Genomic DNA, 26,126 nt, shown 5'->3' on the forward strand with positions numbered 1-26,126 from the left:
ACATGCCACCGCCATAGCCTCCTATGCCACCTCCATACATGCCACCGCCATAGCCTCCTATGCCACCTCCATACATGCCACCGCCATAGCCGCCCATGCCACCTCTATACATGCCACCTCCATAGCCTCCTTTGCCACCTCCATACATGCCACCGCCATACATGCCATCGCCACAACCCCTTCCACCAAAGCTACCCATTCCACCGCCATACATTCCACCTCCATACATGCCACCCATTCCACCAACTCCACCAAACGGATTTCTTAATACTAATTTAAATAAACGGTCAGAACCGACATTTCTCATTTCATAGAATCGTGTTTCTAATGCTTCGAAACTTTCTTGACGGATAATTTCAGGTTTACTAATCCAGACAAAACCCGGTTGAACAGAGAAGTCCAGACCTAATGGACGCAATAAAGCCTTTAGTGCTTCGCGTAAGGTAACATCTTTAAGACTTATGTAAGGGACAATACCATTGGATTTTGTTCCATAATATACATCTGGAGATACAGCATAACCTTGTTGTTGTCCAGCAACACCCAAAGGAGCCCCTAAACCACCTCCTTGAAGTCCACCCGGAGTGCCACTGCCACCTGGACCTCCTCCTCTTAAACCGATACCGCCGGGTGCTGCACCAGGCCCCGCCATAGGAGGACGCATTCCTCCGGGTGCTCCATAAGGTTGTCCCGGAACACCAGGCGGCATACCCATGGCACCGGGTTGTGCAGGTTGCCCTGCCGCCTGTTGAGGTTGTTGTTTTGAAGGAGGTTCAACGGCACGATTGTCAATAACGATATTCACACCATAACTGTCAGAAATGAATGTTGTAATTTCACTGATATGAATATCTTCAAACTCGATACTAACAATAGAATCTAATGATTTTTCTATTTCACTCACTTTAGTTACGGGTGCGGTTTCTTCTTCTATCTCAGGAACTGTAAACTTGTAGGGTTTTATTCCTCGGGCATCAGCACCTTCAGGAAGTTGTTTTTGTTTTTCAATAAAGTCTCTTATTCGAGCTCGGTCTTCGGAAACTTTCCTTTCTGACTCTTTTACAGATTCTTGATGGAGTTTAATCGTTGCTTGATGAAGTCCCTCACGAGCCATATCATTTTTGGGGTCAATTAGTAAAATATTATTATAAATCTCTACGGCAATATCGAATTTCTGTGCTTCCATGTAACGCTGGGCATCGGAGAGTAATTTTTGAACTCTTTCTTTCTTTAACTCTTCTGCTGTTTTTTCTGGCATCTCACCGGGTTGGGTCGGTTGGAATGTTTCAAAAGCAGGTGGTGGAGTATTTTCTGTCTTTTCTCCAACAGACAATTGTAATTGAGCGTTACATTTTTGCTGATATACCTGTGCCTCTTTGTGATTAGGGTCTAATGCAAGGGCACGATTAAATTCAGTTAGGGCTTCACGATATAATTCTTTTTTATACAAGCCAACACCTCTACGGAAGTATGTTTCAGCATTTTCTTCCGTTGCTGTATTTTCCGCAGAAGCATCCGTAGGAGCTGCTTCTTGAACAGTTACAGGTGAGACTGTCGTAGTATCCTCCACAACAGTTTGTGCGCGAGCACCCTGTGTTGTCATAAGGAATATGACTGCTATAGTCGCTACGAACATCATAAACCCAAAATAGAATTTTTTCGTGGTACGCATTCGTAATTTTTCCTCCCGTGGTCTTTTAACCGTTTGGAAGTTGTTATTATATTTATAATTATCTACTAAATGACATTCCTTTTTCATGTTTTTCCTACCTTATTTTCGCATTTCTAATGTAAATCGTCTTCCATATTGTTCTGAATATATAACAACCGTTTTATCATCAGGATTAACCTGTTCAAGAATAAACTGTTCAAATTCTTCGCCTTCATCATACCACTTTGTTGTAGACCGTGTACGAAGTTGTGCACGCCAACGGTCCCCCACCTGCCGAACATTAAGCAAAGTGATTCCAAGGTCTTTTGATGTAATTTCTTTTGTACCGGTAGAACCTGTGGATTCACCTGCAAAATACCAGAATGGATTTTCCCTCCACAGGGAAGCATAAGTTCCTGGTATAGATAATGTCGGGGGTAATGGTGGCATCTTAGGTTTAAGTTCATCGGGAACATCCTTCCGGGGTGGAGAATAAACTTCTTCTTTTTCCGGTGGAGGTGGATATGCAATTACATATACACGGTATCCTAAAATTCCTACCAGTATAAGTAATACAAATCTTTCCTTGTTCCACCAAAACCATATTCCTATTTTTTGTATCTTGTCTATCATAATATTATATTTAATTCATATATAAAATATTTCGTTTAAACCATTTCCATGCTTTTGCCGTGAAACCTGCTTGTTCTGCAGGAGTAGTTTCCTGGGTTCCTTGTCGTCTTTGTCCACCGGCTCCCATTTGTGCCTGATATTGAAGTCGAATATCAGCACTTACCTCCTGAGGAGGTTTATAATATGCTTGTGAAATAATCATTTCTATCTGGAGTAAAGGTTCTACATTATAAGCGATATAGGGATATTGAATTCTAATAGCATTGATATGAAAATATCGGTCTGCCAATCGTAATTTTTGCTCTACAAAATTGACAAAATCTTTCATTGTCATGCTACAACGAACTCCAAACACAAAAAACGATAATAGTTTTTCAAAATCAGGATGTTGTACGATAGGTGGCCAGAAAACAATATCATCAATACTTGCCATTTTAGAATCCAAAAGATATTCACACATTTTTATACCGAAAGCAAGTTTAGCTAATTGTTTGTTTACTAAATCTTCGGTAACATCCATTCGAGATATCTCGTCAAGACTTAACACCCCTAAAGATTTTCGTATGTCCTGAGGGAATAAATCATAACGCCCCATCTTTTCTCCTACTTTTTCATATAATTGCTTCACCATTTTTTGTGCTTGTTCTTCATACCAGAATTTTAAGATAACACCCTCTTTGGGTGGAACTTCATGGTCTGTCCAATTGCTTAGGTTAAAGAAAGTGGACCTGTTCTTTAATGCATCTTCCCATGGAACCACCTGGGCTCGCCATTCACGAATTAATACCTCGGGGTCTGTTCGTGAAAAGGTTTGCTCTAAATCCTTCAAAGCACTTTCATAGGCTTTCTTTAAATCTTCATCCTTCTTATAGGCTGCCAGTTGTTTCTGTAAGAAGAAATAATAAACCCCTGCAAAAAGAAGGAAAGAAAGGAGCAGAACAGTGATATAGATAATTGTCCCTCTTGATATAGTTATATTCATGACCCTGCTCCTCCTCCAGCAGCTGCTAAATCTTTTGCAGATACACGCTCAAATTGCACAGTAACTATAAAGGTGAACAAATTTTGACCGGTTGCCGAAAACGCAGCCGCTTGTCCTGTTTGTTGAGAAAATGCACCTAATCGCTGCTGACTACCAAAACTTCCCATTCCCAGTGTCGAACTACCTTGAAATGCAGATTGAGCATTATACAAAGAACTCCATGGAGTTACCTGTACACTCGATTCAGAAAAATAAACTTCTTTAATTCTTAAAACGCCTTCGGGTAGATTTAATGAGGCTTTCTTGAGGTTATCTACAAAAGTTTTAATAATAGTATCTGAGGTTGCCAATCCCATTATACGGAACCCATTAGAGCGTGGTAAAGGTGGTGCTTGTTGTGCCCCTGTGGGTTGCTGTGTTGTTGCTGGAGCAGGAGTAGGATTATCATCTCTTCTGAAAAGGCCTCCACCACCTCTTCCACTTATTCCTACCATAGGTCCATGAGAACCTATTCCCGGAAAACCGGTAATATTTACTGGAGCCTGTTGCTGCTGCACGGGCATACCTGCGGGTGGAATATTTCCTCTTGCAGGCATAGGTTGACCTGCCTGTGGTTGTTGGATAAAAACGGTTTCGATAGAACTAAACCATACTCCATCTTTATCGGTTCGAGGAGGTCTTGCAGATAAAACCAAAGACATTTCATCTAACCAATACCTCCTATTATAGACGGCTTTATCCAGTGCATTTACTTTATTTTCTAAAACTTTAATTTCTGCTTGTGCTTTACTTAATTCTTGTTTCAGTGGAGATACAATCGTCGGGTTCTGGGCAACTTCGGGGTCATACATTCGAACATATTTGCGAAGTTCTTCTATTCTTTCCTTTACAAATTTATTCTGTGCGGCATGAACAGGAATTACCGATGCCATTATCAGGGCCAGTGTAATCATAGATAATGCCCAATAAATGGCTTGTTCCTTTCTTCTTCGTATTTCAATGATACGCGGCGGTATAAGATTGATTTCTAATGCGGCCGTTTCCCAGTTGCGAAGTGCCAACCCCAAAACAACACAACTTCTCTCGGGATGTTGAGCAATGGATTGAGCATCAGGACCTATTGTAATTCCACTGAGAGGTTGAGCAATTCTCACATCTATCCCTAAGGCACGCTGAAGGAATGGCACTATATTCCGAAGGGCGCATCCTCCTCCGCATAAATAAACACGCGTTACCTGTCCTCCACCGGGAAGAGAACGGAAGTATGAAAAAGAACGCTGAATTTCATTTACAAGACGGTTCAATACACGTCCAATGGCTTCTCCACCTTTACCATCAATTTGTGGATTTCCTGTAGGAGCAAAACCCTTCTCACATTTGATTTTTTCTGCTTCATCAAAAGGAATATTGAAGGCATCTGCAATAGCCTGAGTAATATCATTTCCACCAATATTTAATGTTCTCGTATTTCGGAAAATACCATCGCGTTCCACAACAATATTCGTTGTGGAAGCACCTAAGTCGATAACAGCAACACATTCACTATGAGCATGTAATTCCCCGTTATATTTGAGCCAACTATACGAAGCAAAGGGAATAACATCAACAATGTCCGGACTTAATCTTAACCCTTCAACAATAGATAAATATTTATCTACAACATCCGTTTTAATAGCCACCATCAAAACTTCATATCCCCCTCCTTCGGGGTGGTCTAATATCTGATAATCAATGGCTATTTGTTTCAAATCGAATGGAATTTGTTGTTGAATTTCGTATCTAACAATCTGGTCTACTTTCCTTTCGGATACCGGGGGAAGAGAACGAACACGAACAAATACAGACTGTCCTGGAACAGCTAACATTAACTTTCTTGTCTTTACTTTTGCTTGTTTTAATAGTTCTGCAACGGCTTTCTTTCGTAAATCTTTCCGTTCCTCTTCATCCATTCGATAATCATTAGCTACAGGTTTCTCAAAATATTTTATTAACTGCAATCCGCTTTTTGTTTTCTTAAATTCACAAAGACGGACTGCAGAAGTTCCTATCTCTATGACTACTCTCTTTTTTCCTTTTCTTGTCGTATATACTGACATATCTCGTTCTTAACTATTCCTTGTATGTAATCACTTTATTTTACTACATATTTTATTTCCAAGTAAATTCTTTTCAACATTTCATTTTTTACACTTCTAATATCCTATGTTAATAATTGTATTACAAATAATCTTTAAAGTCAAGAAAATTATTGACAAAAATAATTTATTTTTTTACCTATCCAATTTTTCTTGACATATTATTTTAATACATTTTTAATGTATATTACACCAAATATATTGTTGGATGGAAATTAATTCTTTTGCACCGATAAATTTTTGGGTAAGTCTTTTACACATCTAAAGCCATAATCCGCACGATTTGCATCCATTCTGTCAAAATGACGACGGGCACATCGTGCATCAAATTTTTCTGTCATAAAGGAGCCACCCCTTAACACGCGATAAATTTGTCCGTATTCTTTTCGAATATATTGATTTCCTTCATATCGTTGATACCAATCAGAAACCCATTCATACGCATTTCCTGCCATATCAAAACAACCATACGGAGAAACGCCTCCGATATAACTACCAATAGGGACAGGCATGTCAAGATTTTTTTCTCTTGTATTACAGAAATCTAATGAAAATTCATTTCCCCACGGGTATTCTCTGCCATCTTCTCCACGAGCCGCTTTTTCCCATTCTATTTCCGTTGGCAATCTTTTGCCAACCCTTGTAGCATAAGACATAGCCTGGTCCCATGAAACACCGGTTACAGGATAGCGTTCCTGTCCTTTGGGAAAATTATGGTCCGAAAAAACTTTTTTAAATTCTTCATTTGTTACTTCATATTTATCAATATAAAATGCCGGAACGAAAACTTTTCTTCTCGGGGCTTCATCCGGAGAGCGTTCGTTTTCACCAAAAATGAATTCGCCTGCCGGAATTAATACCATTCCTGGTGGTGTTTCCCCTTCTTTTAACACGAGTGTAACCGTTTGTTCTTTATTGGGCTGAATAAGAACTTTTGAATGCTCTTCAAGAAAACCATCGGCAGATACAGTAATCAAATATTCCCCTGGGGCAAGTTGTAATTGTAAGGGAGTTTTTTGTGATTGAGGAACATTATTAATTCGAACGGTTCCCCCTGTAGGACGAGAAAGAATATTTATTGTCCCTTCCATAGGCTTTAAAATATATTTTATAGGATATTGAAAATCTTCTCGGACTTCTAAATCACCTTCCACGGGATAATAATCAGTCAGTTGTAATTTATATTTTTTATGTCCAATTTCTACCGCATATCGGAAAATAGGTGTATTTCCTATCTTCACTCCCTCCAAATACACTTCGGCTCCCGGTGGTTCTGTTTCAAAGTTAATGTATCCTTGTAATGGCTTTAATTCTAATTTATATTGGGAATGTTCTCCGGGACGAAGAAGTAATGTTTCTACTGTTCGTTGGTAGCGTTCTTTTTTTAATATTACTTCGAGAGAGCCTGGGGGAAGGTCTGTCAGTGTCAGGGGAGTAACTCCTTTCTCTTCACCAAATACCACAACTGTTGCTCCCTGTTCGGGCGAACTATCAATCGTAACGCTACTCAATTGTTGTTTTTTCTTTTCAGAGGAGCATGATGCGAAAAGTATTATAACAATAGCCCACCTTATACCCCATACTACAGCCTGCTTCATATAACTGCTTACCATTCGTTTCGTTATGAACCTATAATTTATTAATACAAAAACTATTTTTTAATGAATATATTATTAAATTATACAAATTATTTTCATTCTCTTTGGAACATCTTTATTCGTTGTTCTTCTTTCGGTTGAGACGGTGCTGTAACAGACCTTTCCTTACCCCCCGTAGGAGGATATATTGTTACTGTGGTTTTTGCAGGTGTTGAATCGGTTACTAACGCACCTGTTGCCATATCTTGAACAAAGGCACGAACAACAATGTCGTATTTCACTTCACGCTTTCTAAATCCACCTGCAGGAGAGCCCTCGTCTCCTAATCTATCTGAAGTAGACAAATTACATATTGTAGGTGGATTATTTAGAAAATCAGGATTTAAGTTATACCAGTTCAAAGTGAAATTGGAACTATCGTTTCTCGGTGATAATATATCTGTTGGAATATATATTTCTGCATTTGTATCTCCGTAGGTCATCATTACTGTTCCTGCGGCAACTAAATTGGAATCTTCAAATATCTGCACATCAAATCCCCTTCTTCCAGTAACAAATCCTTCTGAAGGAAGGATACAAGACATGTTCAGTTTTATTTCAATACGATAATTACAGGCATCTTCCAGTGCAGGTAGTGGGATTCTTCGTGAGGCACCAAATTCCCTTTCACCAAAATTATAATTCACCTCTCTCCATGTGCTTGGGTGTGCAGTGGTATTGTTCCACCATGAATTTATATCCAATTTTGTATCAATGTCAAATTCACAGGGGTTTCTCCATATACAGAATGGAATATTGTTTCCAGTCACTGTTCCTAAAGAATTAAATCTATTCCCTAAAAGAACATTTGGAACTGGTTGAACATTTCCGGATTCATCGGCTCCAATAATCGTCGCCATTAAAAGGGCACCACAATAATGACTATCATTCATAATGTCATTAAGAGTTGTTATGGTTCCATCCGAAAATACGATAGGTGTATTTTTATCCATACTTTCACGATTAATAATCCACCCCCAACGATTCACAAATCTATCTACAACTTCCCAAATAGAAGTTTCATAATTGAAGGGGTCTATAGCAGACCATAAACGAATCCCATAAATAGGGAGACATGGGTCAGAATTTACAGGTTTATCCGATACGCTTCTTATCAATCTCCATTGTATCTTTGGGTTTTTATCCCAGGAACCCGTCCTTGGAGCAGAAGTAATATCTAACACAGGGTCTCTCATCCACCATAACTCGAGAGCATCTTGCTGAATAGGATTTTCGGAAATAATATTCCCTGATAAATCTTTAATTAAAAACTTCATACGAATATGCCAATCAGGACCGAAGATAAGATTTAACCATCTCCATTGGACTAATGCAGTTTGCCATGGTTGTGTAAGTCCTGGTTGAGATGGGTCGGCTGTAGCGAGATATTCTACTACTGGATTGGATGCATAGGAAAGAATTCGACTTATGTCATTTAACGGAGCGATAAAAGCACATCCCAAACCTCTATAAGGTTCAAAACCCGGGAATACAGGTCCGTTGGTAATCAAATCCATTATAGGGGTAACTGTGGATGCAGATATATTTGACCTATTATTAATAAACCCGGAAACCTCTACAATCCTTGGCACACCATTATATTCGGGATATGGGTCATAATATGCTGGTTGCAATACAAAAGCAAGACCCGTTTGAGGTTGATTATTAAAGAATATCTGTGCTGTTGGTTCTGTTCCATTGCTTATTGTTCCGTAAGAATATGCCAGAGGATTAAGAAGAGCAGGGCCCCAATTGGGGGGATAACTAAATTGAGTTGGCGGAGAAACAACATCATTGTTTTGTACAACAAAACCTGCCGCAGTTGCATCATATAAGTCACCTCTTAAACGAGGCTGAACTGTATCAACTACAAACTCCGTATCTTCTGAATTAAATCTTATTCTGTAATCATTAACAGTTGCAATACCTATTAGAATTTGATTTACTCGCAAATAGAGTCTTGCTCTACCATTTGTGGTAAATAATATTCCATCTCCATCGGACAAAAATAACGAATCAATGGGAAATACACTTCTTCCTTTTTGAAGAGTAGTATCTATGGGAGTAACAACCTGTTTTAATTCTGCGGGAAGTTTGTTTATCTGCAATAATGGGTCGGGAGCATTTGTAACTCGAGATACATACTCTTCAGGGACAAGATACAAGGTAGCATCATTAAGAGTATAATTCCCTTGAATTCCTACTTCTACAGTAAATGTATTTCCAATACCAATGTCTCTCTCTCTACCTGTAACACTACGAGGAACAACTGGGTTTACTTTACAATATACCCACAGAAGTTCTGTCCCCAAAATACTTACCTCATCGGCACTCACCTGAAGGTTTAGAATATCGCGAACTTCATTTTCAAAATCTACATAAGGGGCGTTGCTACAACTTGATTGACTTAAATATGGTGTTAATATACTCGGAATTTGGTTCAGAATTGATTGCAACGGAACTCGTGCTGGAATAGGAGTTAATAATTTCCCTAACCATGGATTGTCAAGGAAGTGGACGGAAAGAGGATTGATTGTTATTGGATTTCCTACTTCTGTAACATCTGTAGTACTTAGAGGATAAACGAGATTCCAACCACTCACCAAACTTGCCCCTGTATCATTTATCAATCCGCCAGTGGCATTTTCCCAGATTAGCGATGCCATTACATAAGTATTTGCAGTTCCTTTGCTCTCAACGCCTATACCCCCATTAGAACGAATCGTGCTTTGTAATATTGCTGTTAACCCGTTATTCAAAACACCATCATTCGAATTTCCATGTATAACAGTTTGTGAAATAGAAGCGGTTCCATTTGACATAACAACGATACCATCATCAAGGTGAGGACCTAAGAAACAGCGATAAACTTTACTTGTTCCTCCTGTATTCAGGATACCAGCACTGCCTCTGGTTAGGGAAAGATTTTCGACACATAAATTGCCATTGGGTTGAACTTCTATCAGAGGGAATTTGTTTCTTGCTATTGCAACATCATCAATCATAATTATGGAATGGTCAAGAAACCTACAATTTTCATAAACGAAATACAAAGTATGTGGACCGAAATCTAAAGATGACAAAGGCACTTCTTGAAGAATCCATTTCCCTTCTTCAAAACTTTCCGCATCTTTAACCCATACAGGTGTCCCTGCTATATCATCCCAGTAAACTTTTAATGTTGTTTGCTCGGGCAAACTCCCTTTTTCAACATAGACATAAAATCGGAGTATTGTTGCTGAGGGAGGAATTAAAATTCCTGATTTCGAGAGTATACGTGTATCAGGTTTTGGTCCTTCTAATCGTGCATACCAGGCACCCGTATGAGCATCAATAAAGCCCGTGGGACCTCCTTGAATTATCTGGCTTTTATCAGGATTGGCATCCCATGGCGTCGATAATCCTGATTCAAACCCAGCATCTAATATTATATTATTTAAACACACCAATGATGGTCCCGGCATAAGTATTTCATAGCCCAAGCAGACATCATCAATTAGGAAACGGACTGGAGATTTGTTACATTCTCCCGCACTAATTCGAATTGTTAAACTATGCATTTGCATATCCAAAAAGGGCAAAAGTTCATTATCTATCATTACCAATGCATAGTTATTCCAGTAGAAAGTATCGTTAGCATTTATTGTCTTTATTACTTGGTCATCAATCACAATTTCCAATTTTGTGTCTGAAGTGCTTGTTGCATTAAGGATTTTTAACCAAAAACTTAATATAGGCACTGGATTAACGGCACCAAATCGTAAGGCTCTTGTTCCGGTTATGGGGGGTTCTGGCAAAATACAGTCAACGGGATATGCCATGTCATAACAATGAATAGGTCCCATAAGTAAAGCCGTAGCATTTTTGTTCCACGCAGAATCTGGATTTGTTTCAAAAGAAGGATTCTGGACTGCATTATCAGGACATACTCCAAATGGGTCTATCAAAATTCCCAACCCTCCATAAGGGCTTACACAAAAATCATCAAACAGAATATATGAACCTGGATTCAGTGAAAAGACTTTTGCTTTTACATGCAGCGAAAAGCTACTAATACCTTCTTCCAGCAAAGGTGGAACTAACCATCTCTCAATTTTGGTCCAGACTCCATCTGAAGGCATACCTGAAATACGAGAATCGTAAACAATTTTTGTTGCTATGTTTTCATCATCATCTAACCATACCTTAAAGAAATCCTGACTTCCATCTACATTCACGGGTTTAACTTGAAAGGAAAGTTTTGCTGGAGGAACACCCCCTAATTCTGAACAGGAAGGAGCAATATTTCCTCCTATGGTTTTAATTACAGTTGCTATATCTCTCCCCGGTATAACAGGGTTAGTAACGAATATCCATGACCCATCATTTCCTGATTCGAAATCTCCATTAGGGATACTAATACCATTTTCGGGCAATTTTAAGTTTGCTAAAGGACCTACAAGAAAGCGGACATCGTCTATATCGAAAGTGGTGGTATTAAAATCAATGCTTTCTGGAGTAAGAGCACAGGGAGAAACCTGACTTTCAATATGAAAGACATGTTTTACATTGTCGTTGGTTAAAGGCGATGGTATTTTAACTAAAATACGGGTATAATCTTCGGCATTCGGGATTAAATTGGGTCTATATTCAGGAATAGGAACCCAGTCCCCAGGGGTTACCTCAGCAAATATTTGTGTAGGCATTAACATCCCATCAAAGGAAAACCTCAACATATCCGTTGCTTTTCCACTGAATACTTTGGTTTTAACAAACATTTCTACCCAGACTTCCCTTGGGGATACAGGAGAAGGACCCATAATAAGACATCTATCTAAAGGGGGACCCAATGGGTCATTATCAATCCGCCAATTCCCCTCACCTGTCCAACCGCCACACCCAATATTGTCAAAACTTCCGCAAAAAATAGGAATTTCTGTAGTAATAAACCCCATATCTAAAAATACCCGAAAATCATCCAGATAGACAGTATTTTCACCTATTCCTAATTTCGAAATTCGAATCTCTACATCAGGTGTATCCCCGGGATTATATTGTTGAATTAAGGAAGTAATATCAAAATTCCATGATACCCACATCATTGGACTGGCAATAGCCGACAAAGGAATTGTAAAGATTCTATTTTCATTTAACATTTTTATATATATTTCAACTCTATCATCCAAATTCACAGGGTCAGCACTCCGCATAATCTCAAATCGAAGTTGTGCAGAAACAAGGTTCGGAAGGTCAAGAGGCAATTCTGCAGAAAGAGGGAGGGTATTTTCTATATAGGATATACCTGTTGGTTCTGTGCCTTTAGGAAAGTCTATAGGTTGAGTTTCAAGTATATCTACAACTGTAGATACTATAGGAAAGGTAATATTTTGCCAAATCTCTGGATAGCCTGCTATGAGATAAGGGTCTCCTGATAAGGGGTCTTCTGTAAATTGAAAGTTTTGATGTATCTGTTCGGGCAATGTATTTTGATTAACTCCTTTAAATAAGGCTAAATGGGTAGGACTTAATGCGAGGCTATTTTGTTCAATAATAGAGTAACCCGGGTCACCAGGGTCTGGTGGTTCCAGTTGGATATTCCAATCTGTCATTGAGGTTTCTTCAAAATTACCATTTCCTACAACCCCTTCAAATACATTATCCCCGGCAATAACAATATCCGTAGGTAATATAGGGTTAGAAGGAGAAGCAGAATTAGGGACTCCTACCAAGGTAATATCCCGATTAACTATAATAGGTTGTTCAATATTATAAATGGTGGGAGTAGTAGTATCTGCCTCAATATGGAAAGTAGTTTCTGCTGGATTATTTGAGATAATATCAACGATATTATCCCCGGGATGTATAACAACCTGAGCATTTGTAGCAGAATGTAATGTTAAAAATATCATCAGGAAAATTACAGGGATACCTGCTGATAACTTTCTCTTCACATAATACGATTCAAATCCCCTTTTCCGTCTTACTTGTTTTTTCATTTTTTAATCCTCCTCATATCGGGCTGCGGGCACGCTCCTTTCGTATATAACACTTGCTCTTGCTTCTGATTGAACAACAAACTCGTCGTTTGTCCGATAACTATAACAACCATCCTTATTCCCATCTACACCAGAACCCAATTGCACCAGTGTTGTTATCTTGAAAACATCAGACCTGAGACTAATATGATCGGCAATGGATTCGTATCTTGATAGCACATCGGCTATTCTACCGCTGTAATTTGTATTTACACTTAAAGGCAACAAATATTTAGAACGGATGGTATTGGCAAGTTCTAAGGGTGATAAATAATATCTACCATCGGTGTACTCAGGACGGTTCTCTATCAATAGATTAGATAATTGAAAAGCAGATAGAACTGTGTCACTTACATTGTCGTAATAATTTGCATTGGCTGAAGGAATTGGATTAACACTATAGAGAGGATTGTTCAGGTCCTGATTTTTAGGAAGAATATCCGACCTGTAATAAAATCCCGGTAAACACATGGAGGAAGCAAAAACTCTCCTTTGTCTCCCATCCGTATATATATAAGGTTCGATAGTATTTATATTAATTTTGTGAAGGGATGATTTAGCAGGGACTAATGTAATATGTGTAAGGAAACATGGAGCATCTCCTGTGTTCCTTACGCGTAATGCCACAAATTTTTGTGTAACTCGAACCATTTGGGACTGCCAGCTGGCTGCGGCTTGCTGTCCATATAATATTATACCATCTTTATTCGGAGAAAAGTCAACAACATCTTCATAAAATCCTCCAACTTCTGTCCGATACCAATCATCGGGGTGAGTTAGACCTGTTTCAAGCGTAGAGCCTCGAGGTTTTAATCCTCTTGCCTTTGCCGGATCTGTAATTATTTCTAATGCTAATTTCACTTGTGTAGGGTCATAGTCTTTATTTATCCAGAGCTCGCCGAATTCTTGAGAGAATAATTCGTAGGGAGGCGTTCCAGAAGCATGAAGTTGCTCATCATAAAATTGCAGTCGTTTTAGTTGTTTTTCACTTACCACATTAATATAAACATAATAATCCCCATTTTCTATACCATCATTAACATCCCACACAAATAGTGCTTCGGGACGGTTTTGTTCGGGATAAGTGGTTCTGTAACTGCTAACATAGGCAAAAATGCGTTTAGGGATTTCCCATCGCTGAGCAATATCATTAATGTCCATTTGAGGCCTACCAAAGGCAGTATTGTTATTAAACAACCAACTTCCATTAGGTTGAGCATTAAACAAAGTATTATAGGGTGTAGGAAATGTGCCACCCCATAAAGAGCCATCGACAAACTTAGGATATGTATATACTTCACCTGGAAGCATGAATAGGAATAATGGCACCCATGCCTCAGGATAGGTATTGCTGGTCAAATCAAAACGCAACATATCCGCAAGATTAGAGCCCGATGGGAATACATCTGTTTCTGCAGGATTCGGTCTTATAGGAATAAAATCAGCAGTTCCAACAGTAAGGATTTTCTCTGCTGTGGTTATCATAGAAGAAGCACCTTTTAGAACCCTGTTTACTTCGTCTTTCCCTTGAAGTTGACTGGCAAGAACATTTGCACTTGTCCATACTTGACGCCAGAATGTTTCACCTCCTACCGTCGGATAAAGAGTTAGATTCTGACGATTTAAATCGAACAGATATCTGTATTCTGGGTTTGTAAATACCTGTTTCATTCGGTATAAGGAATATAGATATTCTCTCTGGATTGGGATTTTTAACTGTCCCAATGTCCCTGCATAGATTGTGCCAACATCACGCCTTTGCTCTGTATTCCAATAAGGATATAATAGCGTAATATTCCTGCCATTTATTATAGGAGAATCAGGCAAAGAAACGATGGGGGATGAAAAATCTTTTCCAGCCAACGCAATCTCTGTATATGATTTTCCTAAGGGCGTCCCTCGATAAGTATTCACTACAAAATTAATATCTCTTTTATCGCGATAGGGATTATTATTCGTATATTGGAACAATGGGAAATTATTGGGTGGCGTATTATCCAACATAACCAGGGTAAGTTGTTCTAAATAATGAGGAGATTCCTCCCAATCATCATAAAATCCATCGGTTGCTTCCCAGCGATTGGACAAACCAAATCGGTCTCCACTTAATTCAGGACTTTTGCGATTTAGTGAACGATAGAAATCCCATAACATACAATCGGGTATCCACCAAGAAGAGAAATCTGGATTTAATTGCATATTGCTGTTAGGGGCAGGAAGTATATCATCAATACAACGGTTTATAACATCATTTTCGTTATAAGAAACTCCATCCACCTGATTACCACTGGTATCATATAGAATTACAACAACACAATCGCCGGGATTCCATCGCCTTTCTACAAAATATTTCCATTGAGGCGGGTCATTGTCCGTTCCGAAGTAAGGTTCTATAAGATTGGGATTACCTATATAATTAAATCCCGTAGTTACATTTACCGGTTGAACCTGGTCGTAAGGGTCGCTAATAAAGTCAACATCAATATTTCCACCATAAGTAGCCATATCCTTCAAATGGAAAACGGGCAGCATACCTTTTTCATAAGAACCATAGCCAAAAAGCCTGCCGTTAGTATAGGTGGTCCCGGGTTCTACTCTGCCTTCATCAACACCTTCTGAAAAGAGAATATTTAATGGATTTGATAAATCTGTGGCTCTATCATCAATAACACCATTTAAATTATTATCCACGCCATCTTTTTCTAATGTTCCTAATTCATACTTGCCGGTCGCCGTTAAATATCCACCGTCACCATCATTATCATATCCATCATGCTCGGGATAATCAGGTAATATACCTCCCTGCAAGACTAACTTAGCAAGGTCGTTTAGTGTGGTTATCTGTTCTGTCTTTCTGCGTTCTGTATTTTCTCCATCAATAAGTGGAAATTCAACCGAATATAAAGGAACAATCCTATCCCATGCCTTTCTGGGTCCAACGATATTAAAATTGTTATCATTCGGAGTACTTCTTATATCATTATCCGCAGGATTATCTCCCGGTGTTCCGTCTCCATTATAATCTGTGAAATCCTCTTCAAGACCGTTATTCGTATATTCCCTGCGGAACACATTGTTTGTTTCATTCAAGGCTATAAAAGGTGTTGTTATACCCACAAGAGGTTCTAATTCAGGTGGAACAGGGACAGTCGGAATAACATCGCAAAGTCCGATACCGTTCCTCTTTATCAGAGATGCCGGGGTTATATTGGGGTCTCGATAATGGTCAAATTTGTCTCCAATAAGGTCTGAAGAAGAATCAAAGGTTAGCAATAATCTACCTTTAGGAGCAATAATATATCTATTATTTACATTATTTTCATCACCTATTTTTGCCGTTACTTTATAGGGATCGGTGCGAGTTCCTGATTTATCTCTGGGAATACCAATTTCAAGAGTATATCCCGTTAAATCAATGGGATTGTCTGAAATATTTGCAATTTCTATATATTCATGGTCAGGCTCTTGACTGAAATCGAGGAAGTTTAATGAAATAGGCTCGTTATTGGAAGTCTGTTCTAACCAGAAAGCAATACACAATACATAATCATTGTCTTGTCCATCCGCAGGGGTATATGGAGGAACTGTAACAGCAAATGTCTTCCCATAAATAGGTTGCTCTTCGGGTAGAATTCCATCCATCCAGTAATAAGCCGGAGGATTTAATGTCTCTGATTCCAACTGACCCGGTAAAAATACCATACCTGTTGTCTCTCCCCTTGCATTAACACCTATCCAGGAATCCTGAACCCGCTGGAATACCGCATCATTAGCAACAATGAGAGGGTTCGCATAAACATCATCAAGAATAGAAGGTTCTATTAATGTATCGTCTGTGGTATCTGAGGGATTATTAACATTGATAGGGCAATATTTAATCGCGTACTTTATTCGTTTATTGCTTGCACGGTTTAATGTCGGTTCTCCCAAAAGGTTCTGAGTATTCAATGTAAGATAATACCGCCCTGCTGGTAAAGAATTTGTGGCACGGATTCGATACTCTACTACATTAGGAATATCTGTTGTCAATGGAGGAATGTTTGTCCTGTCAATATACTGGAAAACAGGTAAGTTCGTTTCATAATAATTCCCTTTTCCCAACACATTATTATTGGCTAAATTCCATGGATTTTGGGGAACAACATCATGATTTTCATCATCAAGGAAACGGTTGCTTAGCGGTTCAAAATCGGTCAGGAATAAAGGAATTCCTGGCGGATAAGGCGTTTTGTAAGAATTATAAAGATTTTGATAGACAGGGATTTCTGCTTCTACTCTACGAACAGGTCTCACCATTAATTCTGTAATACGAATGGAGTCAACTCCGGCAACGGTATAACTAATAGAACGAAGGTCTTTTACAGGTATTCCGTTATTGTTCACTCCATTTAGTACTCGCTCTGACCACCAATAATCATTAATTGCCCAATTAATATCAAGTTCCCCTAAAGTGTTCTTAGCATAGTTTTCTATGTTGCGAAGAGGAAAATTCGATGTGTTATAGCCTTTTTCATAAGGGGACAAAGAATTTATATTTTGACTGGGATTATATATATTCTTCTCTGTTGATGTCAGGGGGTCAGGAACTTTTTCTGTGGTTAATCTGGACTGTGCAACATCACTATCCCGCATGTCCGTTAGATTTACGGCTAATTGCATTGTTTTTAACACAGCATCTACAGGGAATATATAATTGATTGTTGGATTGAATGCAGATATGGGTTCGTTTGTTCCGTCATCTGAATAGAAAAGAAAACCTACTTCACCTTTATTATCACCAAACCAAGTATCCCATTCATATTCATAACTTCGTAGTCCTTCGGCGAAGTAATAGGCATCCTCTGCCATCGGCATTCTCCAGGACATGGTATTGATACTAGACACAGGTTTTTCTGATAAAAGTATCGTAGAAGCCAATTGCTCTGGTGTTGCATAATTTACATTAACAGGATTTATTCCTCGCAAAGAAGTGCCAAACTTCCGAATTTGAGTATTCTTTGATAAACCCATTGTTGTTATTGTGGGTTTAATCTTTTCAAATGCGGTTGTCCCCGGTATGCCATAATCGGACAATTCGTTAATTTGGTCGGGTGTGCTAATAGTTCTGTCCCCTAATTCTCCACTTTCATCCATATTGTTATTGGCGTTATTATCTACACGGTCACGCTCTGCTAATTTGTTCGCATAGGGTAATGTATATTGAAATTCACCTGGCTCATCTATACCTTCTAAAATTCCAAGCAAATCATTTACACCGTTATCAACCACCCCATCTCCATCATCATCCAGTCCATTGGTCAAAAGTAGAAACGCATTGGCATTGTCATCCACAACACCATAACCCGGAAAAGCCACATCGTAATATAATGAACTGGAACTTGCATTAAGGATATAATTGGATTGAGAACTATCTATTTGTCCTCCTGGAGCCCCTGTTAATAAATTCCATAGTTTCCTTGCACGGATAATTCCCATATCGGGTAAGAATCGGGTTTCCAATCCATAGCCGATAAGCCATGGAGAGGATATACCCGGAATAAAATAAGTTCGTAACATCTTTCCTGCAAGCAATGGATTCGGAGCAGCAAAGTTAAAATCAATCGGATAGTGTCCTCCCGCAATATTCAAATTTACCTTTTTGCTTTCATCGGTTATATAAACAGCCATTCTACCCATCAGGTCACAGACAGGCTCTCCTGTGTGGGTTATATGGATATAAGGGATTAGCCTTGTATAGTTTATAGGGCGAGTAATACCTGCTACACCATCTCTATAAATTCCTCGACTGGGATATACCTGCACGCCGGGGAGAAAGGGATTGCCTCCAGAATCTAAAAAATGATTGATTTCAATATAACTTGCTTCCCGAGCAGCAGAGAAATTAGATTTATCATCAGGATTCCAATTTCCGGGCATTGCGAACTTAGCAAAGGTATAATCATAGTTTTGAAGGTCTTTTTGATTCCTCTTAGTGCGATCATACATAGGAACACCCTGGTAAGGACCGCTGGAAACAAATCCTTTTAGAACAAAGGGAGGTCCCGGTAATTGTATCGTCTGTATTTCACCATTATTATTTTCTGTAATTGTAAAGAAGTTTTCTATATTGTTTGGACCTATATAAGCATAAGATTCAAAATTATTAACTAACATGTCATAATCATTGTCCAGACAATCCACATCATCCGCTGTTAAGTTATACCGTTCTTGTCCGGTTGGGGTATAACGAACCACTTCTATAGAAGATGGCATAATCACCTCCAAATACACCATATTCCCATTCTCATCTGGGACCATATCGTTGCGGTCAATAATTCCATCTGCATTCCAATCTACCTTCATCCGTAATCCCGGTAAAGGTGCTGTAAGAAAAACTTTTTGCTCTGCACTATCATCCACAATCCCATCACAGTTGTTGTCCAGTCCATCATCGCCCCCCCAATAGACAAACGCTCCTACTTCAAATACTTCTTCGGGGTCTGCTGTTTCATCACCATACTTATCTGGAAGGTCATTTTGTGGTAATGGTTCATTTTGAAGAAAGAAAGGACCCATCTCTTCATTAACACCGTTATCCGGGGTTTCGTCAACTAAACCATTTAAATTGTTATCCAAACCATCATTGAGGTTTTGGTGAATCTCCCCTGCAGAATCCTTGACCACTCCGCTAAATAGTTTATCGGCTGCCATCGGCATCCAAACAGCATCTTTATAACCATCACCATCTAAATCCACATCTGCCCACGCATTTACCCATTCCGGGGTATATAAACTACTCGTTGCATAAGAATTTCCATATCGGTCAAAGCCTGTAAAAACAGGGGTGCCATCGGGGTTACGGACTGTTCCAAACATTGATGGAAGAAGGAAGGGAGCGGAACTTCTTGGAATATCTCCTTCACGAGTAATCTCATCAAAAGTATCTGCACTAACATTAAAACGATAATATAAAAAATTAGACCCGACTTTCTGTGGAACAGGTACCCAAAGAGAGGGATTGGGTCCGGGAACAATTAATTCTGCATTTAAATCATAAAGAATCGGCGCATTGAACCCTTCAATACGCGGATAAAACAACCATTCCCGACTACGCGGTCCATTATACAACATCTCCGAGTAACCATCTGCAAAACGGACATATAGAAACCGCTGTTCTGGTGGTAAATTTAACATAAATCCCTGTAAATTTGGAAAATTAATCCATAATCGTGCAATGTCTATATGGGGAATACTCCCTTTCCATTGCATTGAAGAGCGGAGTGCAAAATATCCCCTCCCGGCACCTGAATTCCGAAGAGCCCAGGGTTTGCCTGCGACCCAGGCTCCACTAAAAAAGGAACGCCATGCATGGTCTGTTGAAGAAGCATAGGGGTTTTGATTTATATCTTTATTTAATACAGATATGCCGATATTTATTGCCCCTCTTAGCAGTTGGTCTGCTTGTGCCTGACGAAGAGATAATTCTGCAGTGTATAATTCGCCTCTTGTTACAAAATAAAAAGTAAAACCAATGGCAAGAAGAATGGCGATAATTCCAATGGCAAGGACTAATGCCGCGCCCGTATCTGGTTTTCGCATAAGAAAAACACTCCTTAAAAATTTAATCTGTCTTTGTTCTAAATTTTCTATCCAGAACAAAGTTTATTAAATTTTACGATAGATTGAGTTGTTTAATAAAATTTCTTTACATTCCTGCGGGCATTCTCCTTGGTTGGGGAGTTCGTAATCCGCACGGAACATCAATAGATTGACTAAACCAGCGCCTGAAATCAGAAAGACCGGGCTGCGGCTTTTCAGAACAAACCCAGGCACTGACAGTAATTCGAACCGGTAAACGCTCAAAGAAAATTGTCGCAAAGGGAGAAGATTGACTCGGGTCTGTCCCTTTCATATCTGCCCAGACCCTATCTAAAAATGCTGTAATACATTCTGCATCCTGAACAGAAACGGATTCTGACGATAAAGAAAGATAGTGACTATAAAGAGGAATACTTCTTACATCGTTAAAATACATCGAGGTCTGATTTTCCTCAGATTGATAAGAAAAGAGATTTCCCGGGAAAATCAAGTCATTGGATGTTATCAATCCATTATTTTCATCAATCAAGTAGGCATGAGCACCGAAGCCATCGGATAAAACATAATCTTGAGGATCAAACCCATTCGTTTCCCAGAAATTGTATAAAACTTCCCTGGGCGGCGGTTTGAGCAGAAGAGTAGGATTACCAGTTCCACCCGTCAGTAATTGATATAGATACATCTGGTCTCGTCGTGCTATAGAAAGGTCATAACTCCAGATATAAGGAGACAAATTTAATATACCTCCCTGTCCTGTAATAGCAAGAACATTGGAGGGATTTTGCAACAGATTATACCATTCATTACAGAACTGCCGCGAATTATAAACTTGCATTAATAAGAGGCGTAATTCTATTTTTCGGATAGTTATCAGGTCGTTTATAAAGTTTTCATCTATGACCTGGTAGTTAGGATTCCCTATGCAATTTCTTAAATCCTTGACAACATTTACAGAAGGTGTTTGAATCTCTATAGGATTGACCATACTTATTCCACTTTGTGTTCCGACTCCCTCAATAAGGAAAGTATGTAATAGTGCGTCAATATTCGAATAACCTGTAAAGGAAAATGGATTTTCTGTTGCGGATAAATCTGGTTCAGGCATTAATTGAACAGATATCCCTGAGGAATCTATATAACCTTTTTTCATTTCCATATCTATAATATTTGCTTTTGCACTTTCTTCGATACGGAACAAAGCCATCGGTTGAATACGAACATAATATGCCTGTTCTTCATTAGAAAATTGATTGCCGACATTTAATTCAGTCTGTACTTCTGGAAATGGGTCTGTGTTTATATGAATCAGAGTATTTAAGATATTTTCGATTGTAGTCACATCACAACTTGCTGGTAAAGCCTCTTGGATTTTAGAACGGATGTCATCAAAGAAATAAGCGGTATTTACATTTGGAATTTTATTGATTTCTCGTTTCATTCCTTTTTCTTTTGCAATCCTGTCGGGCAGGTTGTTTTCTTCTTTTGGTCCTAAGGGTAACCATGTTTCAAACACAGGAATAGACGGACTGGGTGCAAAAAAATAGGTTACCCTGCCTACCTGTCCATTGTCTAACATCGTTACAAAAGTTAGTGCGGTAGGTGTCCCGTAAAATTGAACTTTTTCTCCGCGATTGGCAAGGGAACAAGCCCGTTCCAAATCGCGGGATAGTATTTCCATAGCAGAACGCGCATTCCCATAACTCTCTTTTATCATGTATCCCTGATGGGTAGATTCAATAGCCGAAACAAACATAGCAACAAGACCCGTTAGGATTATAGATAATATTGCCATCGCCACCATAAGTTCGACAAGCGTCATACCTATTTTATATTCAAAATGAATTATATGCCGTAACTTTATTTGTTTTTTATTGTTGTTCTGTAACATAAGTAACGAACCTTTCTTCTCTCCCATCATTGAGCCTCACCTTAAAGGTTACTCGATACAAACCTTTACCCATTGGAACACGCGAGGTAGAAGCCCCATAATGCTGATATAACTCGTAAGCACTGGCCGTTGTATCTATTTGTTGAAAAGCATTATCTCTTAACCACGAATTAAGACCTGTGGATAAAGCACCTCCTACACGAACACGGCTCATTTCTGTTCGGGCTAAATCGGAAACATTCGCATTGGCGGAAGCATCGGTTAACAGTTTTTGTGCTGAAGGGAACAATGTAAAAATTGCCACCAACCCGCCCGCGATAATAGCAAGGGCAATAACAATCTCTAAAATAGAGAAGCCCGATTTTTTGTTTCGATAATTGTTCTTCATATATTCTTTCATATTTCTGTTTTTATCCTGCCTGTAACACGAAACAGACTTAATAAATTCATTCTATGCGTTACCCATACACTATCTGCAGGGATTTGTCCCTGAAGATTTTCAGGAAGAATCATCGGTTCGGAATTAGTCGTATCTACCAGTGCGAGAATATATCGTTCCTTTACCATTGTATTAGAAGTAGGTATAAGATTCCCATCTGGTCCAAAAATATGGGCATACCAGGAAGTTTTAGCACCGGAACTTAAATAAGCCATTGGGGCTTGTGCTGTTTGTTCTAAATCTAAAAATGGAACATTTACTTTGGTTAAACCGAGTAATGCAGTGGAATTTCCTTCATCCACAGAACGCAAAAGAGGAACTTCTATTGTCAGTGAATTAGGGATAACAACATTTTCCCGAAATTCGACATTGCAAAGAGCAATCCCGTCTTCAAATCGCCTATTCATACCGTATTCTGATTTCGCCTCAATAGGAACATAAATACTGTTCCATCTATCAGGAAATCCCAACCTATCACGAATATCATCGAAGCCTTCGTTGTTCTTCCTACTAATTTCATACATGACTGCAGCAGAAACCAACGCCCGTATATGGCGTTCTCCTGTAATAACTCCCTGACTTGTTTCAACATTTGTTAAAGGAACTGGCACAAACGCATCCCCATAAACAACCGCCGTATTCACACGATAGGTCATTGCATAAATTTTTGCTACCTGCATAATTTGAGCCAATTCTCGAGCCGTGCGTTTTACCGGGTCCGTTGCATCTTTATAGAATCGGAAAATAGACGGAACAGAAATAAGGGTCAACATCCCCACAATTCCGATTACAACCAGTAATTCGGTCAATGTATAACCTTGTTTTTTATCTCTGATAAACATTTTATATCAGGTCTTTCATATTTAGAAGGGCAATGTATGCTTCAACCTTCCCATACATTGCCCTTATATTTGTCAAATATTTACTAACTAGCTGTAGAAACGCATCCAACTCTGACCCGGGTCCCAATTGTTAATATCATCGCCACCACCTTTATATTCTTCTTCCTGGTCCGCATAATTTGCAGAACCTTGATAACTTCCACCAGGAAGTGGATTTGCTAAATTAGAATCATAAACACCCTGACCTGAAATCATATTAGCACCATTAGACCAGATAAAAGCCAATTTCCCTTTGTCTGCAGGGAAACCTACCTCTATTGATAAATTGGTTTCTGGGTCTGTTGTACTGAATGTTAAAGTATCACTTCTTCTTCCACCTGACACGCCCGGTAAGGTTTTCTCTTTTTCACCTAACATGTAAATACGGAAAGGAATGGGTCCACTTCTGGGTGCCCAGGGACCTGGATAAATATTATACAGATTTCCCCAAGGGTCAAAAGCAATATCTTCCAGATAACCAACTCCAAGTCGCATAACGACATCTCTATCTAAAATATCAGCATAGGCAATACCTAAATCGGGGTCTGTTCTACCATCAAGGACCCTCCGACCTTCTCTTAGCAAAGCATACAAAGTATTGGTATACAATTTAATAGCAGATAGAAATTGCTGTGATGTCAGTACATACGGTGTATTATCTCCAAATTCGAAGATATTTCTTCGAATATTATCTGCCTTAAACAGATAATTTAAATTTTGCACATTGGCATCGGTAACCATTTTAGTTAGTGCAAGTTCAATTCCTTTAATGTCCCCTAAAGCCCGTGTAGCCCTGCCTCGTGCAATATATCGGGCAACATTGGGGACAATGATAGCAGCAAGAATTGAGATGATTGCCATCACAACCAATAGTTCTACGAGTGTAAATCCTTTGTTTCGTTTCATACTGTCTTCCTCCATCCAGTTTTGCAGACGATTTTCTTCGTCCTTTCTGTTATAAGTTCTTGTAAATAATTAAACTGTCATTACATTTATACCATAAATATAGCTTTTTGTGCCATATTTTCGTTGTATTATTTTTACTATGTTCCACTGATGGTATCTCCGAGCGTGAATATCGGCAAGTATAAAGATACCACAATAAAACCGATAATACCACCCAGAACGATAATAATTGCAGGTTCCATTAATGACAACATAGCCTCGACAGCCGCTTCTACTTCTGCATCGTAAATATCTGCAACTTTATTTAACATGGCGTCGAGACTGCCTGTTTCTTCACCGACATCAATCATATTAACGACCATTGCAGGGAATACTTTGGTCTGGTCAAGAGGTGCTGCAATCGTATCCCCTTCTTTTACACTATCATGAACTTTATCCACGGCATCCTGGATGATTTCATTACCGATGGTCTCTTTTGTGATTTTTAATGCCTGTAAAATAGGCACACCAGAAGTAATTAGCGTTCCTAATGTTCGGGCAAATCGTGCCACAGCCACTTTGGTGACTAAATCCCCAATTAGGGGTATTTTTAATACAGCACGGTCTCGAAACCTTCGAACTGCATGAAATTTAAAGAGAATTTTTATAAAAATAATCGTCCATGCCACAATGGAAATAAGCAACCACCAGTTATAAATCATAAAGTCCCCGGCGGACATAAGAAATTGAGTGGGCCAGGGAAGTTTACCCCCGAATTCTTTGAAAATATCTGCGAAAACAGGCACCACTTTTATTAAAAGAAACATCACAATTGCAGAGGCAATGATTAAAACGGCAATAGGATAAATCAGAGCAGACTTTACACGCCGTTTTAACGCTTCTCTTCGTTCCATAAATTGGGCTATGCGTTGTAGTACAATTTCTAACATACCGCCGACTTCACCTGCTTTGACCATATTCACAAAAAGGCGGTCAAATTGTTTGGGATGTTTTGCTAATGCTTCAGAAAAAGTGCTTCCTGATTGGATATCTGTCGATACTTCACGCAAAATATCTTTTAACTTACAAGGTTTCATTTGTGCAATTAGCACATTTAGGCTTCGTAATAGAGGCAAACCTGCGTCAATCAGAGTAGATAACTGACGGGTCATAACCACAAGTTGCTTTGTCTTTACACCACCGAAATAAAGTTCACTTAATCCTTTCTTTTCACCTCTTGCCCTTCGTTCATCACTACGACGGGCTTCACGGACATGCGTCGGGAACAGCCCCAAACTTCTTACATCGTTAATCGCAAGGGCGACACTATCTGCCTGGATAATGCCAAAGATTTCTTTTCCTTCACGATTAATTGCTCGATAAGCATATTTAGGCATGGTTCC

At 39.1% G+C, this 26,126-nt stretch carries 12 protein-coding genes; all 12 read right to left on the bottom strand.

Translation table 11 applies throughout. The features are described 5' to 3' along the window. Positions 1-1,759 (bottom strand): tetratricopeptide repeat protein (locus PLA12_05000; GenBank protein ID HOQ31855.1); only part of this gene is annotated, 1,759 nt, incomplete at its 3' end. A gap of 12 nt (positions 1,760-1,771) precedes the next feature. Next, on the bottom strand, positions 1,772-2,284 hold the full coding sequence (locus tag PLA12_05005) for a hypothetical protein (GenBank protein HOQ31856.1): 513 nt from the start codon (positions 2,282-2,284) through the stop codon (positions 1,772-1,774). Positions 2,285-2,294: 10 nt separating this feature from the next. Next, positions 2,295-3,266 carry a hypothetical protein gene (locus PLA12_05010; protein HOQ31857.1) on the bottom strand — a complete coding sequence of 324 codons (972 nt, stop codon included), beginning with the start codon at positions 3,264-3,266 and terminating at the stop codon, positions 2,295-2,297. Continuing rightward, the gene (gene pilM, locus PLA12_05015; protein ID HOQ31858.1) at positions 3,263-5,362 is read right to left on the bottom strand and encodes a type IV pilus assembly protein PilM; all 2,100 of its coding nucleotides are present in this window, start codon (positions 5,360-5,362) and stop codon (positions 3,263-3,265) included. The genes PLA12_05010 and pilM overlap by 4 nt, the downstream gene beginning before the upstream one ends. Before the next feature lie 254 nt (positions 5,363-5,616). Beyond that, complete coding sequence (locus PLA12_05020; protein ID HOQ31859.1) at positions 5,617-6,999, bottom strand: formylglycine-generating enzyme family protein; 1,383 nt, start codon at positions 6,997-6,999, stop codon at positions 5,617-5,619. A 95-nt stretch (positions 7,000-7,094) separates the two neighbouring features. Next, positions 7,095-13,013 (bottom strand): right-handed parallel beta-helix repeat-containing protein, encoded by a 5,919-nt coding sequence (locus PLA12_05025; protein ID HOQ31860.1) that lies wholly within the window; start codon positions 13,011-13,013, stop codon positions 7,095-7,097. A 3-nt stretch (positions 13,014-13,016) separates the two neighbouring features. After that, entirely contained in the window at positions 13,017-20,630 is a 7,614-nt protein-coding gene (locus tag PLA12_05030; protein HOQ31861.1) for a hypothetical protein, read from the bottom strand. A gap of 106 nt (positions 20,631-20,736) precedes the next feature. Then, positions 20,737-22,518: a prepilin-type N-terminal cleavage/methylation domain-containing protein gene (locus PLA12_05035; GenBank protein HOQ31862.1), complete on the bottom strand. Its 1,782-nt coding sequence runs from the start codon at positions 22,516-22,518 to the stop codon at positions 20,737-20,739. Next, entirely contained in the window at positions 22,499-22,918 is a 420-nt protein-coding gene (locus PLA12_05040; protein ID HOQ31863.1) for a prepilin-type N-terminal cleavage/methylation domain-containing protein, read from the bottom strand. The genes PLA12_05035 and PLA12_05040 overlap by 20 nt, the downstream gene beginning before the upstream one ends. After that, on the bottom strand, positions 22,915-23,799 hold the full coding sequence (locus PLA12_05045) for a type II secretion system protein (protein ID HOQ31864.1): 885 nt from the start codon (positions 23,797-23,799) through the stop codon (positions 22,915-22,917). The genes PLA12_05040 and PLA12_05045 overlap by 4 nt, the downstream gene beginning before the upstream one ends. A gap of 87 nt (positions 23,800-23,886) precedes the next feature. Then, complete coding sequence (locus tag PLA12_05050) at positions 23,887-24,744, bottom strand: prepilin-type N-terminal cleavage/methylation domain-containing protein (protein HOQ31865.1); 858 nt, start codon at positions 24,742-24,744, stop codon at positions 23,887-23,889. A 137-nt stretch (positions 24,745-24,881) separates the two neighbouring features. After that, positions 24,882-26,120: a type II secretion system inner membrane protein GspF gene (gene gspF, locus PLA12_05055; GenBank protein HOQ31866.1), complete on the bottom strand. Its 1,239-nt coding sequence runs from the start codon at positions 26,118-26,120 to the stop codon at positions 24,882-24,884. Positions 26,121-26,126: the final 6 nt, after the last annotated feature.

The organism is Candidatus Hydrogenedens sp., from assembly GCA_035378955.1.
Taxonomy (GTDB): domain Bacteria; phylum Hydrogenedentota; class Hydrogenedentia; order Hydrogenedentales; family Hydrogenedentaceae; genus Hydrogenedens.

Excerpts from the sequence above, each read along its gene's own strand:
- PLA12_05005 (HOQ31856.1), bottom strand. The coding sequence starts at position 2,284 with ATGATAGACAAGATACAAAAAATAGGAATATGGTTTTGGTGGAACAAG.
- PLA12_05010 (HOQ31857.1), bottom strand. The coding sequence starts at position 3,266 with ATGAATATAACTATATCAAGAGGGACAATTATCTATATCACTGTTCTG.
- pilM (HOQ31858.1), bottom strand. The coding sequence starts at position 5,362 with ATGTCAGTATATACGACAAGAAAAGGAAAAAAGAGAGTAGTCATAGAG.
- PLA12_05020 (HOQ31859.1), bottom strand. The coding sequence starts at position 6,999 with ATGAAGCAGGCTGTAGTATGGGGTATAAGGTGGGCTATTGTTATAATA.
- PLA12_05025 (HOQ31860.1), bottom strand. The coding sequence starts at position 13,013 with ATGAAAAAACAAGTAAGACGGAAAAGGGGATTTGAATCGTATTATGTG.
- PLA12_05030 (HOQ31861.1), bottom strand. The coding sequence starts at position 20,630 with ATGCGAAAACCAGATACGGGCGCGGCATTAGTCCTTGCCATTGGAATT.
- PLA12_05035 (HOQ31862.1), bottom strand. The coding sequence starts at position 22,518 with ATGTTACAGAACAACAATAAAAAACAAATAAAGTTACGGCATATAATT.
- PLA12_05040 (HOQ31863.1), bottom strand. The coding sequence starts at position 22,918 with ATGAAAGAATATATGAAGAACAATTATCGAAACAAAAAATCGGGCTTC.
- PLA12_05045 (HOQ31864.1), bottom strand. The coding sequence starts at position 23,799 with ATGTTTATCAGAGATAAAAAACAAGGTTATACATTGACCGAATTACTG.
- PLA12_05050 (HOQ31865.1), bottom strand. The coding sequence starts at position 24,744 with ATGAAACGAAACAAAGGATTTACACTCGTAGAACTATTGGTTGTGATG.
- gspF (HOQ31866.1), bottom strand. The coding sequence starts at position 26,120 with ATGCCTAAATATGCTTATCGAGCAATTAATCGTGAAGGAAAAGAAATC.